14 protein-coding genes are annotated in these 14,388 nt (G+C 72.4%); 9 read left to right on the plus strand and 5 right to left on the minus strand.

Annotated features, from left to right (window positions below):
• The first annotated feature begins 235 nt into the window (after positions 1–235).
• From ACFWI8_RS30870 to ACFWI8_RS30905, 8 genes are all read left to right on the plus strand, one after another.
• On the plus strand, positions 236–1,225 hold the full coding sequence (locus ACFWI8_RS30870; RefSeq protein WP_387098315.1) for an LCP family protein: 990 nt from the start codon (positions 236–238) through the stop codon (positions 1,223–1,225).
• An 83-nt stretch (positions 1,226–1,308) separates the two neighbouring features.
• Entirely contained in the window at positions 1,309–1,959 is a 651-nt protein-coding gene (locus ACFWI8_RS30875) for an NAD(P)-binding domain-containing protein (protein ID WP_311600313.1), read from the plus strand.
• Positions 1,960–1,981: 22 nt separating this feature from the next.
• Positions 1,982–2,734 (plus strand): peptidoglycan recognition protein, encoded by a 753-nt coding sequence (locus tag ACFWI8_RS30880; protein ID WP_387098317.1) that lies wholly within the window; start codon positions 1,982–1,984, stop codon positions 2,732–2,734.
• A 36-nt stretch (positions 2,735–2,770) separates the two neighbouring features.
• Positions 2,771–3,946 carry a PP2C family protein-serine/threonine phosphatase gene (locus tag ACFWI8_RS30885; RefSeq protein WP_387098319.1) on the plus strand — a complete coding sequence of 392 codons (1,176 nt, stop codon included), beginning with the start codon at positions 2,771–2,773 and terminating at the stop codon, positions 3,944–3,946.
• Between the two features lie 138 nt (positions 3,947–4,084).
• Positions 4,085–5,938 carry a molecular chaperone DnaK gene (gene dnaK, locus ACFWI8_RS30890; RefSeq protein WP_387098321.1) on the plus strand — a complete coding sequence of 618 codons (1,854 nt, stop codon included), beginning with the start codon at positions 4,085–4,087 and terminating at the stop codon, positions 5,936–5,938.
• Positions 5,935–6,618: a nucleotide exchange factor GrpE gene (gene grpE, locus ACFWI8_RS30895; protein ID WP_387098323.1), complete on the plus strand. Its 684-nt coding sequence runs from the start codon at positions 5,935–5,937 to the stop codon at positions 6,616–6,618. The genes dnaK and grpE overlap by 4 nt, the downstream gene beginning before the upstream one ends.
• Before the next feature lie 33 nt (positions 6,619–6,651).
• Positions 6,652–7,833, plus strand: coding sequence for a molecular chaperone DnaJ (gene dnaJ, locus ACFWI8_RS30900; protein WP_387098325.1), 1,182 nt, complete (start codon positions 6,652–6,654; stop codon positions 7,831–7,833).
• A gap of 3 nt (positions 7,834–7,836) precedes the next feature.
• Positions 7,837–8,301, plus strand: coding sequence for a heat shock protein transcriptional repressor HspR (locus ACFWI8_RS30905; protein ID WP_387098327.1), 465 nt, complete (start codon positions 7,837–7,839; stop codon positions 8,299–8,301).
• Positions 8,302–8,349: 48 nt separating this feature from the next.
• Here the strand turns inward: ACFWI8_RS30905 and ACFWI8_RS30910 are convergent, their stop codons facing one another.
• The 4 genes from ACFWI8_RS30910 to ACFWI8_RS30925 all read right to left on the minus strand — a co-directional run bounded on the left by ACFWI8_RS30910 (position 8,350) and on the right by ACFWI8_RS30925 (position 12,731).
• Positions 8,350–9,054 carry an LPXTG cell wall anchor domain-containing protein gene (locus ACFWI8_RS30910; RefSeq protein WP_387098329.1) on the minus strand — a complete coding sequence of 235 codons (705 nt, stop codon included), beginning with the start codon at positions 9,052–9,054 and terminating at the stop codon, positions 8,350–8,352.
• A gap of 148 nt (positions 9,055–9,202) precedes the next feature.
• Positions 9,203–10,093, minus strand: a complete 891-nt coding sequence (locus ACFWI8_RS30915) for a GNAT family N-acetyltransferase (RefSeq protein WP_387098331.1) — start codon at positions 10,091–10,093, stop codon at positions 9,203–9,205.
• The gene (locus ACFWI8_RS30920; RefSeq protein ID WP_387098333.1) at positions 10,062–10,712 is read right to left on the minus strand and encodes a phosphatase PAP2 family protein; all 651 of its coding nucleotides are present in this window, start codon (positions 10,710–10,712) and stop codon (positions 10,062–10,064) included. Before ACFWI8_RS30920 ends, ACFWI8_RS30915 begins: the two co-directional genes overlap by 32 nt.
• Before the next feature lie 39 nt (positions 10,713–10,751).
• Positions 10,752–12,731 (minus strand): N-acetylmuramoyl-L-alanine amidase, encoded by a 1,980-nt coding sequence (locus ACFWI8_RS30925; RefSeq protein WP_387098335.1) that lies wholly within the window; start codon positions 12,729–12,731, stop codon positions 10,752–10,754.
• Positions 12,732–12,998: 267 nt separating this feature from the next.
• Between ACFWI8_RS30925 and ACFWI8_RS30930 the strand changes: the two genes are divergently transcribed.
• On the plus strand, positions 12,999–13,775 hold the full coding sequence (locus ACFWI8_RS30930; protein WP_387098337.1) for a trypsin-like serine peptidase: 777 nt from the start codon (positions 12,999–13,001) through the stop codon (positions 13,773–13,775).
• An 18-nt stretch (positions 13,776–13,793) separates the two neighbouring features.
• Here the strand turns inward: ACFWI8_RS30930 and ACFWI8_RS30935 are convergent, their stop codons facing one another.
• On the minus strand, positions 13,794–14,378 hold the full coding sequence (locus ACFWI8_RS30935) for a Uma2 family endonuclease (protein ID WP_387098339.1): 585 nt from the start codon (positions 14,376–14,378) through the stop codon (positions 13,794–13,796).
• Positions 14,379–14,388 lie beyond the last annotated feature (10 nt).

Here is a 14,388-nt window from a genome sequence, read left to right on the forward strand (position 1 = left end):
CTACCAGGGCACCTACGTCTGGGGCATCGTGGCCATGGCCGCCGCGGCGCTGCCGGCCCTGCTCATATCCGGACGCCGACCAGCCCCCGTTCCACGGGCCGGTGGATCCGTCGACCGGTCGGCGGACCTCCGATCGAGGGAAGTCGCGGACAAATAATCCCAAAAGCCTTTCAAGCTCTTCCGGTGTGCGCACGATGGACCGACATCGAGCGCACACCGGAAGGGTGGCTGTCGTTTGTCCGTACACACGTCACGCGGTCACAGGGTGCTGTGGTGGTCGCTGCTCGCCTTCGGCGTGCTGCTGGCGATCGCCGCCGGGACCGCCCTGTGGGCCTTCCAGGAACTGGAGGGCAACATCCGCACCGACCACGCGGCGACCCGCGAACTCGAGGCGCACGCCGCGGAGCGCCCCGCCGCGGGCGTCGGCCCGGCCAGGAACATCCTGGTGATCGGCGAGGACTGGGGCTCCGGCACGGGCAACGCCCGCTCCGACACCGTGCTGCTGCTCCACCTCTCCGGCGACGGCGAGCGCGTCGACGCCCTGAACGTGCCGCGCGACATCGTCGTCGACATCCCCGGCTGCCGCACCCCGGACGGAGAGACGAGCGAGCCACAGCACGCGCAGTTCAACTGGGCGTTCCAGTTCGGCGGGGCGGCCTGCACCATCCGGACCTTCGAGCAGCTGACCGACATCCGCGTGGACCACCACGTCGTCGTGGGCTTCGAGGGCTTCGCCGACATCGTGGACGCCGCGGGCGGGGTGGAGGTGGAACTCGCCGAGCCCGAGCACGACCCCAACGTGGGCCACGACCTCGGCGCGGGACGCCACCGGCTCGACGGCGAACAGGCCCTCGCCTACGTCAGGGCCCGCGTCTTCGTCGGCGACGGCAGCGACCTCAACCGCCTCCTGCGCCAGCAGGACTTCCTCGGGCGCCTCTACGAGAAGGTGACGTCCCAGGGCACGCTCACCAACCCCGCGCGGCTCTACCCGCTGCTCGCCGCCGTGACCTCGTCGATCACCACGGATCCCGGGCTCGACTCGCTGGAGGCCCTGGCCGGACTCGTCGCCGACCTTCGGGCGGTGCCGGACGGCGGCGTCACCTTCCACACGGTGCCCACCGTGCCGCACCCGGAACGACCCGACCGGCTGACCCTCGACCGCCCGATCGCCGACCGTGTCTTCGCCGACCTGCGTGCCGACCGGCCCCTGCCCGAGCGCGTCTGAGCACCCGGGAGCGGGCGCCCGAGCCTCCGGCTCGGCCCTCCGGCCGAGATGCGCGCTCCTGGGGCGCGTGCTGGCATGGAGAGGTGATCATCGCGATTATCGGCCCGGGCAACATGGCCCGGGGCATAGCGACCCGGGCGCTGGCCGGGGGCCACACCGTGCGGCTGGTCGGCCGCTCGGCGGAGCAGGCGGCGGCGCTGGCCGAGGAACTGCGCCGCGCGGCCCCCGGCGGCGACGGGGACGTCCGCCAGTCCGACGCCATCGCGGTCGAGGACGCCGACCTGGTGGTGCTCGCGGTGCCCTATCCGGCCGGGCGGGAGGTGGTCGCCGACTACGGCACGGCGCTGACCGGCTCCGTCATCGTCGACATCTGCAACCCCGTCGACTTCTCCACCTTCGACTCGCTGGCGGTGCCGGCCGGCACCTCGGCCGCCGAGGAGATCGCCGCCGAGGCCGCCCCCGGCGCCCCGGTGGTGAAGGCGTTCAACACCACCTTCGCCGCCACCCTGCTGTCCGGCCAGGTCGCCGGAGAGCCACTGGACGTACTGATCGCGGGCGACGACGAGGACGCCAAGCGAAGCGTGGCCGAGCTGGCCGCCTCCGGCGGACTCCGGCCGCTGGACGTGGGGCCGCTACGCCGCGCCCGGGAGCTGGAGGCCTTTCAGTTCCTGCACATGGCGGCCCAGGAGCGACTCGGCCTCAACTGGTCGAGCGCCGTCAAGATCCTGCCCTGAGGGCCTGACCTCGGGAGTGCGCATGTGGGTACGCCGGATCGCGCTGTGGGCGGCGACCATCCTGCCCATCGCCACCCTGGTGACCTGGGACGCCCCGCCCCTGGCCGGCCAGAGCCCGACGCCGCCGGCCGCCGAGCGCCCGCTGCCGCCCGTCGAGCGGCCCACGGCCGCCCCCGACGTCGTCACCCGCGCGACCTGGGGCGCCGACGAGCAGCTGCGCACCGAGCCGGTGACCTACACGGGCGCGGCCCGGGCCGTCTTCGTCCACCACACCAACCACCCGGACGACTACGACTGCGAGGACGTGCCGGAGATGCTCCGCGCCATGCAGCAGGACCACGTCCTCTGGAAGGGCTGGGACGACATCGGCTACAACTTCGTGGTCGACCGCTGCGGCACCATCTACGAGGGCAGGGGCGGCGGAGCCGACCGCTTCGTGCAGGGCGCGCACACCACCGGGTTCAACGCGGACAGCGTCGGCGTCGCGGCGCTCGGCGACTTCGGCGCCGAGGGCAGCGTGCCGGCGGAGCTGGTGTCGGCGATCGCCAAGATCGCCGCCTGGAAGCTGCGGCCGGGCACCGATCCGCGTGGCCGGGTGCGCATGGTCTCCACCAACGACGACAGCCGGGTGCCGGCCGGCGATCCGGCCGAGCTCGAAGTGGTCTCCGGGCACCGGGACATCGTCCAGACCTACTGCCCTGGCGACGTGCTGTACGCCAAGCTTCCCGAGATCCGCGCGGAGGCCGCCCGGCTGCGGAGCGCCGGTCATGGCTGAGCGGGCGCCGCGCCCGGCGGTCGGGCGGCCGGCGCCGTGACCCTTCCCCTTCCGGGCCCGCTGCCCGGTACCGGACCCGCGCAGGTGCTGCCGCGCTGGCTGCGCCTGCTGCCGGCGGCGCTGCTGATCGGCACGGCCGTCGCCCAACTGGCCGAGCCCCGCTCCCAGCAGTTCGGCTACCTGCTTTCCGCGCTTCCGCCGCTCACGGGGCTGATCTACGGGCCCGGCCTGACCGCGGTGCTCGGCGCCGCGGTGGTCGTGCTGCTGGCGGTCCCCGTCACGCGCCCCGGCCACGTCTCGGGCGGCGACCTGGCGGCGGTGGCGGCGATCGGCGCGTTCAGCGTGCTGGTCGCGTGGTTCCGGGCGCGCTACACGCGCGACCTCGTGGTGTTCGGCAGCGTGGCGGAGGCCGCGCAGCGGGCGGTGCTTCCGCCGCTTCCCGACCGCGTCGGGCCGGTCCACTGCGCCGGGCTCTACCGGGCGGCGCAGCGCGGCGCGCTGGTCGGCGGGGACCTCTACGACGTGCGGGCGGGGCCGTTCGGCGTGCGGGCGCTGGTCGGGGACGTGCAGGGACACGGCGTCGCGGCGGTGGGCACGGTCGCCGCGATCCTCGGCGCCTTTCGGGAGGCGGCGCTCGACGAGGCCGGTCTCGAGGGCGTGGCGGCGCGTCTCGACCGGCGCCTCAGGCTGGACGCGGGCGATCGCACGGAGCTGTTCGCCACGGCGCTGCTGCTCGAGTTCCCTCCTGGCGGGGCGGTGGTGCGCCTGGTGAGCTGCGGGCATCCCCCGCCGCTGCTGCTCAGGGGCGGGCGGGTGCGGGAGCTCGACTCGCCGCCTGGCCCGCCGCTCGGCCTCGGACTGCCCGACGGGGGAGCTCCCGGGCTCGCCGCGACCGATCTCGCGTCGGACGACGTGCTGCTCGGCTACACGGACGGGGTGACGGAGGCGCGGGGGGCCGGCGGAGCCTTCTACCCCCTCGTCGACCGGCTCACCGCTCGTCTGAGGGCGGACGGTGCGCTGGTGCCCGGCGACGTCGTGGACTTCGTCTGGCGGGACCTGACGACCTTCGCCGGGGAGATCAGGGACGATGTCGCGCTCCTGGCCCTCAGCCTGAACGCCCAGCCACACGCTGACGCTGGCCTGGACACGGATGTCGATGCGGATCCGGCTACCGATGGGGGTCTGAACTACACTCATGGTCACTCAGCGTAATCGATTGAGTCGCCATCCGCAACAAGAGTTGAGTCTCCTCCACTCAGGTCATTTGACTCCGGCTGTCGGCTGAGGCAGTCTTGAGTCGGTTACGCTCAACACACAGGACAGATCAGTTAGCAGCCGGAGGAAACCGAAATGGCACGTGCGGTCGGCATCGACCTGGGTACGACGAACTCCGTCGTCAGTGTTCTCGAAGGCGGTGAGCCCACCGTCATCACCAACGCCGAGGGCGCCAGGACCACGCCGTCCGTTGTGGCCTTCGCGAAGAACGGTGAGGTGCTCGTCGGCGAGGTCGCCAAGCGGCAGGCCGTCACCAACGTGGACCGGACCATCCGGTCGGTCAAGCGCCACATGGGCACCGACTGGAAGATCGGCCTGGACGGCAAGGACTTCAACCCGCAGCAGATCAGCGCCTTCATCCTGCAGAAGCTCAAGCGGGACGCCGAGGCGTACCTGGGCGAGAAGGTCACCGACGCGGTGATCACCGTCCCCGCCTACTTCAACGACCACGAGCGGCAGGCCACCAAGGAGGCCGGCGAGATCGCCGGTCTGAACGTGCTGCGGATCGTGAACGAGCCGACCGCGGCCGCCCTCGCCTACGGCCTGGAGAAGGACGACCAGACGATCCTCGTCTTCGACCTCGGTGGCGGCACCTTCGACGTCTCGCTGCTCGAGATCGGCGACGGCGTGGTCGAGGTCAAGGCCACCAACGGTGACAACCACCTCGGTGGCGACGACTGGGACCAGCGCATCGTGGACCACCTGGTCCGCCAGTTCGCCAACGCGCACGGCGTCGACCTCTCCAAGGACAAGATGGCCCTGCAGCGGCTGCGCGAGTCCGCGGAGAAGGCGAAGATCGAGCTCTCCTCCTCCACCGAGACCACGATCAACCTGCCCTACATCACGGCCTCGGCCGAGGGCCCGCTGCACATGGACGAGAAGCTCACCAGGGCGCAGTTCCAGCAGCTGACCTCCGACCTGCTCGAGCGCTGCAAGACCCCGTTCCACAACGTGATCAAGGACGCCGGCATCCAGCTGTCCGAGATCGACCACGTGGTGCTGGTCGGCGGTTCGACCCGGATGCCCGCCGTCGCCGAGCTGGTGCGTGAGCTCACCGGTGGCAAGGAGGCCAACAAGGGCGTCAACCCGGACGAGGTCGTGGCCATCGGCGCCAGCCTCCAGGCCGGCGTGCTCAAGGGCGAGGTCAAGGACGTCCTGCTGCTCGACGTCACCCCGCTGTCCCTCGGCATCGAGACCAAGGGCGGCATCATGACCAAGCTGATCGAGCGCAACACCACGATCCCGACCAAGCGCTCCGAGATCTTCACCACGGCCGAGGACAACCAGCCGTCCGTGCAGATCCAGGTCTACCAGGGCGAGCGCGAGATCGCGGCGTACAACAAGAAGCTCGGTATGTTCGAGCTGACCGGCCTGCCGCCGGCGCCCCGCGGGATCCCGCAGATCGAGGTCACCTTCGACATCGACGCCAACGGCATCATGCACGTCTCCGCCAAGGACCTGGGCACCGGCAAGGAGCAGCGGATGACCGTCACCGGCGGCTCGGCGCTGCCGAAGGACGACATCGAGCGGATGATGCGCGACGCCGAGCAGTACGCGGAGGAGGACAAGCGCCGCCGTGAGGCCGCCGAGACGCGCAACCAGGCCGAGCAGCTGAAGTACACCACGGAGAACTTCCTCAAGGAGAACGCGGAGAAGGTTCCGGGTGAGGTCAAGACCGAGGTCGAGACCGCCATCGCCGAGCTGGCCGAGCAGCTGAAGGGCGAGGACACCGCGGCCATCCGCGAGGCGTCCGAGAAGCTGGCCGCCACCAGCCAGAAGCTGGGGCAGGCCATGTACGCCGACGCCCAGGCCTCCCAGGCCGCCGGCGGGGCCGCGCCGGGCGGCGCGGCCGGCGCGTCGGGTGCCGACGAGGACGTCGTCGACGCCGAGATCGTGGACGACGACAAGCCGAAGGGTGGTGCGGCGTGACCCAGGACCCGCAGGGCTTCGACAAGGAGCCTGAGGTCCCCGACGCCGAGGCGGCGAACCAGGATCTGCCGGCGGAGTCCGGTGCCGAGTCCCCCGCGGAGGGGGGCGGCGCGGACGCGGCGGCCGGGGACGCGATCCCCGAGCCGCCGGCGGCCGACCTTCAGGACGTGGCGCTGACCGCTCAGCTCGACCAGACCCGTTCGGCGCTGAACGAGCGCACGCAGGACCTGCAGCGGCTCCAGGCGGAGTTCCAGAACTACCGCCGGCGGGTCGAGCGCGACCGGATCGCCGTCAAGGAGGTGGCCGTCGCCAACCTCCTCACCGAGCTGCTGCCGGTGCTCGACGACATCGGTCGTGCGCGGGACCACGGCGAGCTGGTCGGCGGCTTCAAGCACGTCGCGGAGTCGCTCGAGATGGTGGCGGCGAAGATGGGCCTCGCCCAGTTCGGCAAGGAGGGCGAGCCCTTCGACCCGATGATCCACGAGGCCCTGATGCACAGCTACTCGCCGGACGTCACGGAGACCACGTGCGTGCAGATCCTTCAGCCGGGGTACCGGATCGGCGACCGGACGATCCGCCCGGCCCGGGTGGGTGTCGCCGAGCCGCAGCCGGGGAAGCCCGCCGAACAGGAGGAGAGTGCGCCCGAGAAGGACAACGGCGGTGGCCCCGACGAGGGCTGACGCCGCGGTGGTGGGGAAGGAGGATCGCCGGGGATGAGCACCAAGGACTTCATCGAGAAGGACTACTACAAGGTCCTCGGCGTTCCTCGGGACGCCACCGAGGCCGAGATCAAGAAGGCGTACCGCAAGCTGGCCCGGGAGAACCACCCGGACGCCAACAAGGGGGACGCCCGCGCCGAGGACCGCTTCAAGGACGTCTCCGAGGCCTACGACGTGCTCGGCGACGCGAAGCGGCGCAAGGAGTACGACGAGGCGCGCGCCCTGTTCGGCAACGGCGGCTTCCGGCCGGGGCCGGGGGCCGGCGGTCAGTTCAACTTCGACCTCGGTGACCTGTTCGGCGGCCCTCAGGGTGGCACCGGCCCCGGCGGGGCGGCCGGCGGGTTCGGCGGCGGCATCGGCGACGTGTTCGGCGGCCTGTTCAACCGGGGCGGCGCGGGCACCCGCACCGCCCCGCGCCGCGGCCAGGACATCGAGTCAGAGGTGACGCTCAGCTTCACCGAGGCGGTGTCGGGGGCCACGGTGCCGCTGCGGATGTCGTCGAGCGCGGCCTGCAAGGCGTGTTCCGGCACGGGCGACAAGAACGGCACGCCGCGTGTGTGCCCCACCTGTGTCGGTACAGGACAGGTCAGCCGAGGCGGCGGGGGTGGCTTCTCGCTCACCGACCCGTGCGTGGACTGCAAGGGGCGTGGGCTGATCGCCCAGGACCCGTGCACGGTCTGCCGGGGCAGTGGGCGGGCCACCAGCTCGCGCACCATGCAGGTCCGCATCCCGGCGGGCGTCGACGACGGCCAGCGGATCCGGCTGCGCGGCAAAGGCGCGCCGGGAGAGCGTGGGGGCCCCAACGGCGACCTGTATGTCGTCGTTCATGTGGACGAACATCCGGTGTTCGGCAGGCGAGGTGACAATCTCACCATCACGGTGCCGGTCACCTTCCCCGAGGCCGCGCTGGGTGGTGAGATCAAGGTGCCGACGCTCGGTGGTCCACCGGTCACCCTGAAGCTGCCCCCGGGTACCCCGGCCGGCCGCACTATGCGGGCGCGGGGCAAGGGCGCAGTGCGCAAGGACGGCACCCGGGGCGACCTGCTGGTGACGATCGAGGTCGCGGTCCCCCGCGACCTGGGTGACAGGGCACGCAAGGCCCTTGAGGAGTATCGCGCGACGGTGGAGGGCGAGGATCCTCGGGCAGGGCTGTTCGAGGCCGCGAAGGGAGAGTAAGAGATGAACGGCCGGCAAGGACAGAGCAGTAACTCCTTTGGGAACCCCTACGAGCTGACTGAGGACACGCCGGTATACGTCATCTCCGTCGCGGCTCAGCTCTCCGGGCTGCACCCGCAGACCCTCCGACAGTACGACCGGCTCGGCCTGGTCTCGCCGGACCGCACCGCGGGCCGCGGCCGGCGGTACTCGGCGCGGGACATCCAGCTGCTGCGCGAGGTGCAGCGGCTGTCCCAGGACGAGGGGATCAACCTCGCCGGGATCAAGCAGATCATCGCGCTGCAGACGCAGGTCGCGGCTCTTCAGGCACAGGTGGCCGAGCTGCAGGCCGCGGTGGAGGGCGCCGCGGTGGCGATGCGTCAGCGGGAGGCCCAGGTGCACGCCTCCTACCGGCGTGATCTGGTGCCCTACCAGGACGTCAGGCAGTCCTCGGCAATCGTGGTCTGGCGCCCCGACCGGGGTCGGTAGGCACCGGCCGTGGGGCCGCCCTCGGGAGGGCGGCCCCGTGAAAGGCGGTCAGGCGCGGTTGGCCTGGCCGCGGCGGCGAAGGGCCAGGTAACCGCCGACAGCGAGGAGGGCCAAGGCCCCGGCGGAGGCGGCGATGACCGGGGTGTTGGAGCCCGTCTCGGCCAGATCGGCGTCGTCGCCGGAGGGCTGGGCCGGCTCCGAGGTCGGCTCGGCGGCGGGCTCCTCCTCGGCGCTCCCCCCGTCCGTGCCGGCGCCCGGCGCCTGCGTCTCGGGCTCTTCGGTGGCTGGTTCCTGCTGGCCGGGCTCGTCAGGTTCCTCGGTGGCCGGTTCCTGCTCGGCCGGCTCCTCGGAATCCTCGGTGGCCGGGCAGGTGTGGGAGAGGCGGAAGTCGACCGGCCCGCCCTCGATGGTCGCGCTGGCGGCGATCAGGGTGTCGCCCGGGGCGGAGGCCACGTAGGCGTGCTTGTCGCTGGGCGGGCCGAAGTCCGTGACGACCTGCTCGCCGCCCTGCTCGAACGTCACCCGCAGTTCGAGGAAGACCGCGTCGTTCGTGGGCAGGACGAAGTGCCATCCGTCCTGGTCGGCGGGTATCGTCGGGCACTCCCCGTTCCCGGCGAACTCGGGATCGTCCGCGGTGATCGGAGGGCTCTGGTGCAGGCCCACCTCGTTCTCGGTGGCCAGGGCCGGAGTCGCCCCGGCGACCAGCAGCGCGCCTGCGGCAGCGGCTGTTCCCAACAGAGTCAGCTTGCGCATGGAGGATCCATTTTCGGTTGTGCTGTCGGAGTGCACGCACTCTGCTCTGTCCGCTGATGGAGGGCAAGGCGGGAATATCCCTTCCCAGGCCGTTCAACATCCTTTGCCACAAATATCGTTGGTAACGATCCGGCCAGTTCAGGAACCCTCAGCCGGCTACGGCGATCGGCCGATCGGGCGGCCCGCCAGCCAGCAGGTCGGCCAGCAGCTTGGGCAGGCCGGCCGGCCGTAGGAGGTCCGGGGTGGCGGCGAGTTCGTCGACCGTCCACCAGCGGCGGCCGGTGACGTCGGCCGGCTCCCATGCCTCGAACCCCGAGGTGTCGGCCTGGTGGGACGGCACCCGCGCCAGGTAGTAGCGCTGCCGTACCTCGTGCGCCACGCCCCCGATGACGGCGAACCAGGGGCGGCCGCGCCAGATCTCGGGGCCCGGCGTGACCCCGGTCAGGCCGGTCTCCTCGCGGAGTCCGCGCAGCGCCGCGCCCTCGTGGGTCTCGCCCGGCCGCACCGCGCCGCCGGTGGCGCACCAGACGAGGGTGTCGCCGCGGCGGGTGGAGCGGAGGAGGAGCCGGCCGTCGTCGTCGAGCAGCACGACGCGGGCGGTCGGGCGCGGAGCCGGGGCGCCGCCGGTGGTGGCGGTGAGTGAGAGGCGGAAGACCGCGTGCGTGCCCGTGTCGGCGGTGTGGCGGAAGCCGAGGCGGAGGGCGACGTCGGCGCCGGCCCGGTCGCCGTGTGGCACCTCGGCGTGCATCTCCCGCGCGCCGAGGACGCGCCGGGCGTGCCCGAGCGCCGCCCAACAGGCGGCCGTGGCATGGCCCTGGCGGGTGTGCGCCGGTTCGAGCCGGTAGGTGATGGTGTGGCGGGAAGGGCTGCCCGTCGGCGTGGGGGTGGTGCACAGCTCGACGCGGCCTATGGGCCGGCCGTCGAGGCGTATCTCGAAGCGGACGCCCGACCCCTCCGCGGTCTCGCGGAGCGCCAGCCCTCGGCGGCCGGTGGTCAGCTCGCGGTCGCTAGGACTCTCGCTTTCGATCGCCTGTGTCATAACCGCGCACCTTAGCCAGCGCGTTGGCGAGCGGCGGGAGTACCAGGGCGGTGTAGGCGGTGGCGTACAGCCAGCCGGCGATGATGTCGGTGGGCCAGTGGACCCCGAGGTAGACCCGGCTGATGCCGACCAGCACCAGCCAGACGGCGGGGATGGCGTAGGCGATGGCGCGGGGTGCGTGGCGAGACAGGACGAGGGCGAAGCCGATGGCGATCATGCCGGACGTGGCGGCGTGACCGGAGGGCATCGACGGGTTGTCCGGGTGGGTGAGCCAGTCGGCCATGGGGGGTCGCGGCCGGCCGAGCCAGTTGACCAGGAGCCACCGGAAGAACATGCCCACCCACAGGGTGCCGAGGCCGACCACCGCGCCCAGCCACCACCGGCGTGGCAGGGCGAGCGCGCCGACGATCGCGCCCAGGACCATGGCCGGGGGGCCGCTGCCGGTGTTGGTGATCGCCTTGAAGGTGGTGGTCCAGGCGGGGGTGCGGTGGTCGACGGCCCAGTCGTTCAGCGTGGAGTCGATGGCGAAGGGCGAGCCGTTCCTGGCTGCCACGGTGATCATGAGCGCGGCCAGCACGGCGGCGGCGACGGCGGCGATGGTGAGCGGCTGGCGGGGCATCGTCCTCATCGTAACGAGCCCCGCCCAGCGGCTGGTTGCTCAGCTGCCCGACCACCTCAGCTCGACGTCGGCCGCGCGCACGAAGCCGATCCGGTGGCCGAGCTGGATCTGGTAGTACTCCTCGCCGCGCACCACCTGGTGCTCGGCCGGGTCGAAGGTGACGGCCCGGTAGTACTCGCTGTCGGTGCGGAGACCCACGGCGTACTCCTGGTCGGCGGGGATCTCGTAGGCGAGCGGCACGACGGACTGCACGGGAACGTCCGGCGGGTAGGCGGCGGCCTCCGGGTAGGCGCGGCCGTAGACCGGGATGGTGGCGGCGCCGTCCCTGCCGGTGGCGACGAGGCCGCGGGTGTTGACGGCGGTCGGCGCGTCGGCCGGGTTGTGGAACCAGGCCTCTTGCCCCAGGTACCAGATGGCCGTCCAGTCGCCCGAGCGGTCGGCGACCGCGAAGGTCTGTCCGGCCGAGGCGCGTGCGCCGACGTCGTTCACGCCGGTCGAGGACTCGCCGTCGCCCGGGTGGGTGGCGATGTCGCGGACGAGCGGCGCCTCGTGGCTGGGCGCGGTGTGCAGTCGGACGGCGCCCGAGCCGTGCGGGGGGCACTGCTGGCCGGGTGAGCCGCAGTCGACGTAGCCGGGGCTGTGGGTGTCGTAGTCGGGCGCGATGGTGACGAGACCGCCGCGCGGTCCCGCCGTCGCGTGGAAGGGGGCGCCGAGGAGTTCGAAGTAGTGCGACCAGTCCCAGTAGGGGCCGGGGTCGGTGTGCATGCCGGCGACGTTGGCGTTGGTCGGGCCCTGCACGTTGTCGTGGCCCACGATGTGCTGCCGGTCGAGCGGGATGTCGTACGCGCGGGCGAGGTAGCGCACCAGGCGGGCCGAGGTGCGGTACATCGCCTCCGTGTACCAGGCGTCGGGATCGGTGAGGAAGCCCTCGTGTTCGAGGCCGATCGACTTGGCGTTGACGTACCAGTTGCCGGCGTGCCAGCCGACGTCCTTGGTGCGCAGGTGCTGGGCGATCTGGCCGTCGGAGGAGCGCAGGCTGTAGTGCCAGGAGACGTAGGTGGGGTCCTGCACCAGGTCGAGCGTGGTCTCCCAGGTGGCCTCGGTGTCGTGGATGACGATGTAGTCGACGTCCTGGGAGTCGGGTCGGTCGGCGAGGTCGTGGTTGCCGTAGTCGCCGTCGCCGAGGTCCTGGTAGGGCGCGGGGATCCAGTCGCAGGCCACCGTCCGCGGGCACTCCACCTCCGGGTCGCGGCCCCCGCCCGGCAGGCCGAGCGCGTCGGCGGTGGCGGTGTCCGGGGTGACGGCGACGGGCACGAGGGTCACCCGCTGGCCGCTGTCGGTGACGCGACGGGCGCCCGTGGCGAGCACGTCGTAGACGTCGTCGGCGAAGACCTCGGCGGCCTCTCGGGTCTCGGCACCCGCGTAGGCGGCGACGGCGCCGTACCAGTCGGCTGGGTCGTCGCTCGCCGGGGCGCCGAGCGCGCGTTGGGCGTCGGCGAGCAGCGCGGCGCCGCCCGCGACGTTGGCGGCCTCGTCGGTGCGGAGTTCGTCGGCCGGGATGTCGGTGAGGGCGGCAGCGCGCGGCAGGGTGGTGGCCGCCGGCGTGCGCGCCGCGGCCGGGACCGCCTCGGCCGCGGAGTCCACCCCCGGGCGGTCGGCGGCCGGCAGCGGTCGGGAGTCGTCGCCGCGCGGGTCCTCCGTCCCGTCCGCGTGGTGGCCCCGGGTGGTGGACTCGGCCAGCGCGGTCGCGGCGTCCGTCAGGTGCATCGGTCCGTACCCGCCGGTGACGCTGGCGGCGCCGGCGTGGCCGTCCCAGCGCGACTCGAGGTAGGAGACGGCGAGCAGCACGCTCTCGGGCACGCCGTACCGGTCGGCGGCCTCGGCGAACGCGGCCTGCAGCGTGGTGTCGTCGGAGTCGGCGGTGGCGGGTGGGCCGGTCAACAGCAGTGGCAGGGCGACGGCCGTGGCCGCGGTGGCGGCGACGGCGATCGCACGGGGTCGGGGTGCTCTTCCTCGCACGGCGGCCTCCGGTGGTAGTGGGCACGGGCATGCTCGTGGTACCGGATGGAGCCGTCAATGCGCCCGTGAAACGTGGAAGTTGCCTGCGAGGATGGGCCGGACGGGGTTTCCGGACGGCGCGGGTGTCGCCTGCGGCGCGGCAGTGGTCCACACCGCTGGCGGAGCGGTGGTTTTGCCGGATCTTTGCCGGGAGCGCGAGTCCCGTTCCACCACTCGATCGGCTGACGGTGGCTGGACATGCCCGGAGCGTGATCCCAGGGTGTGCCTATGACATCTCCGCTGTTGCCGGCGCTCGCCGCGGTCTCCCTCGCCGGGCTCCTCGCGCCGCCCGCCGTCGCCTCGGAGCCGTGGGACGGCGGCGCCGTCGGCACCGTGGGAAAGATCATCTGGGACGCGGGCGGCGGCCGGCTCGGCCTCTGCTCGGGCGCCGTCGTGGACGCGCCCAACGGCAGCGTGGTCGCCACCGCGGCGCACTGCGCGCGCACCAGGGACAACCCGGAGCCGCCGCGCGACGCCTGGTTCGTGCCCGGCTACGACCACGGGCGGGACAGCTACCGGGAGGACGGCTGGCGGATCGCCTCCTGGCACACCCCGGAGGGCTGGGACGTCACCCGCGAGACGATCGAGGTGCTGCCGCACGACTACGCGTTCCTCACCGTGGCGGAGAAGGACGGCCGGACGGTCCAGGAGGCGCACGGCGCCAACCGGATCGCGTTCGAGCCGGTGCCGGAGGGGCGGCGGGTCGCCGTGCTCGGCTATCCGGCGGTCGAGCCGTACGACGGGGAGTCGCTGCGGTACTGCGAGGGCGACACGGACGTGCTGGGGGTCGACGAGGCGCAGGCGCCCAACGTGGGCGGTCTGGTGCTCGACGGCTGCGACATGACCGCCGGCTCGAGCGGTGGTCCGTGGATCCAGGACTTCGCGGCGGACGGCCAGTCGGGGACGGTGGTCGCGGTGATGTCGGTGGGCAGCGGCGACGGCCACGTGGTGGGCCGGCCGTTCCCCGAGGAGGCGAGGGAGCTGTTCGCCGCGGCCGGCGGGTGAGGGGCGCCGGCCGGATGGTCAGAGGAAGTCGGCGGTGTCGAGCTCGAAGCCGAAGGGCTCGGGCAGGGGGAGCACCTCGCCGAAGGGGGCGGAGGCGACCTCCTTGTAGTCGTCTCGCAGGGGCTCGCTGAACAGGCTGACGGATTCCTGGTCGCGGTCGACCAGGAGGTAGAGCGGGATGCCTCCCTGGGCGTACGCGTAGCGCTTGTCGATCCGGTCGAGTCCGGCTCTGCCGCTGGTCACCTCGACGACCATCGCCACGCCGTCCGGTTCCATCCACGAGGGGGCGCCGCGGAACAGCCGCAGGTCGCGGGGGGCGACGGTCACGTCGGGGATGAGGTGGTTGGGCGGGAAGAGGCCGTCGGATCTGGGGACCGCCAGCCCCTTGTGACCCGAGCACTGCATCCGTGTCCTCGATCTCCGCCTGATCTCGTCGACGATCAGGTCGATGAGGTCCTCGTGGTCGCCGCTCGGCGGTGGGCTCACAGCGATCTCCCCTTCGATGAGCTCGGCCCGGTATCCGTCGGGCGTGTCCAGGCCCAGAAAGACTTCGAGGAGGTCGTGCTCTGCGCGTGCGGGCTCGTGGGCGGCCATGACGGTCATGGTGCCTCCT

Origin of the sequence: Streptomyces sp. NPDC127098 (genome assembly GCF_042722465.1) — a bacterium.
Classification (GTDB): domain Bacteria; phylum Actinomycetota; class Actinomycetes; order Streptomycetales; family Streptomycetaceae; genus Streptomyces; species Streptomyces millisiae.

Excerpts from the sequence above, each read along its gene's own strand:
- ACFWI8_RS30880 (WP_387098317.1), top strand. The coding sequence starts at position 1,982 with ATGTGGGTACGCCGGATCGCGCTGTGGGCGGCGACCATCCTGCCCATC.
- dnaK (WP_387098321.1), top strand. The coding sequence starts at position 4,085 with ATGGCACGTGCGGTCGGCATCGACCTGGGTACGACGAACTCCGTCGTC.
- dnaJ (WP_387098325.1), top strand. The coding sequence starts at position 6,652 with ATGAGCACCAAGGACTTCATCGAGAAGGACTACTACAAGGTCCTCGGC.
- ACFWI8_RS30905 (WP_387098327.1), top strand. The coding sequence starts at position 7,837 with ATGAACGGCCGGCAAGGACAGAGCAGTAACTCCTTTGGGAACCCCTAC.
- ACFWI8_RS30910 (WP_387098329.1), bottom strand. The coding sequence starts at position 9,054 with ATGCGCAAGCTGACTCTGTTGGGAACAGCCGCTGCCGCAGGCGCGCTG.
- ACFWI8_RS30915 (WP_387098331.1), bottom strand. The coding sequence starts at position 10,093 with ATGACACAGGCGATCGAAAGCGAGAGTCCTAGCGACCGCGAGCTGACC.
- ACFWI8_RS30920 (WP_387098333.1), bottom strand. The coding sequence starts at position 10,712 with ATGCCCCGCCAGCCGCTCACCATCGCCGCCGTCGCCGCCGCCGTGCTG.
- ACFWI8_RS30930 (WP_387098337.1), top strand. The coding sequence starts at position 12,999 with ATGACATCTCCGCTGTTGCCGGCGCTCGCCGCGGTCTCCCTCGCCGGG.
- ACFWI8_RS30935 (WP_387098339.1), bottom strand. The coding sequence starts at position 14,378 with ATGACCGTCATGGCCGCCCACGAGCCCGCACGCGCAGAGCACGACCTC.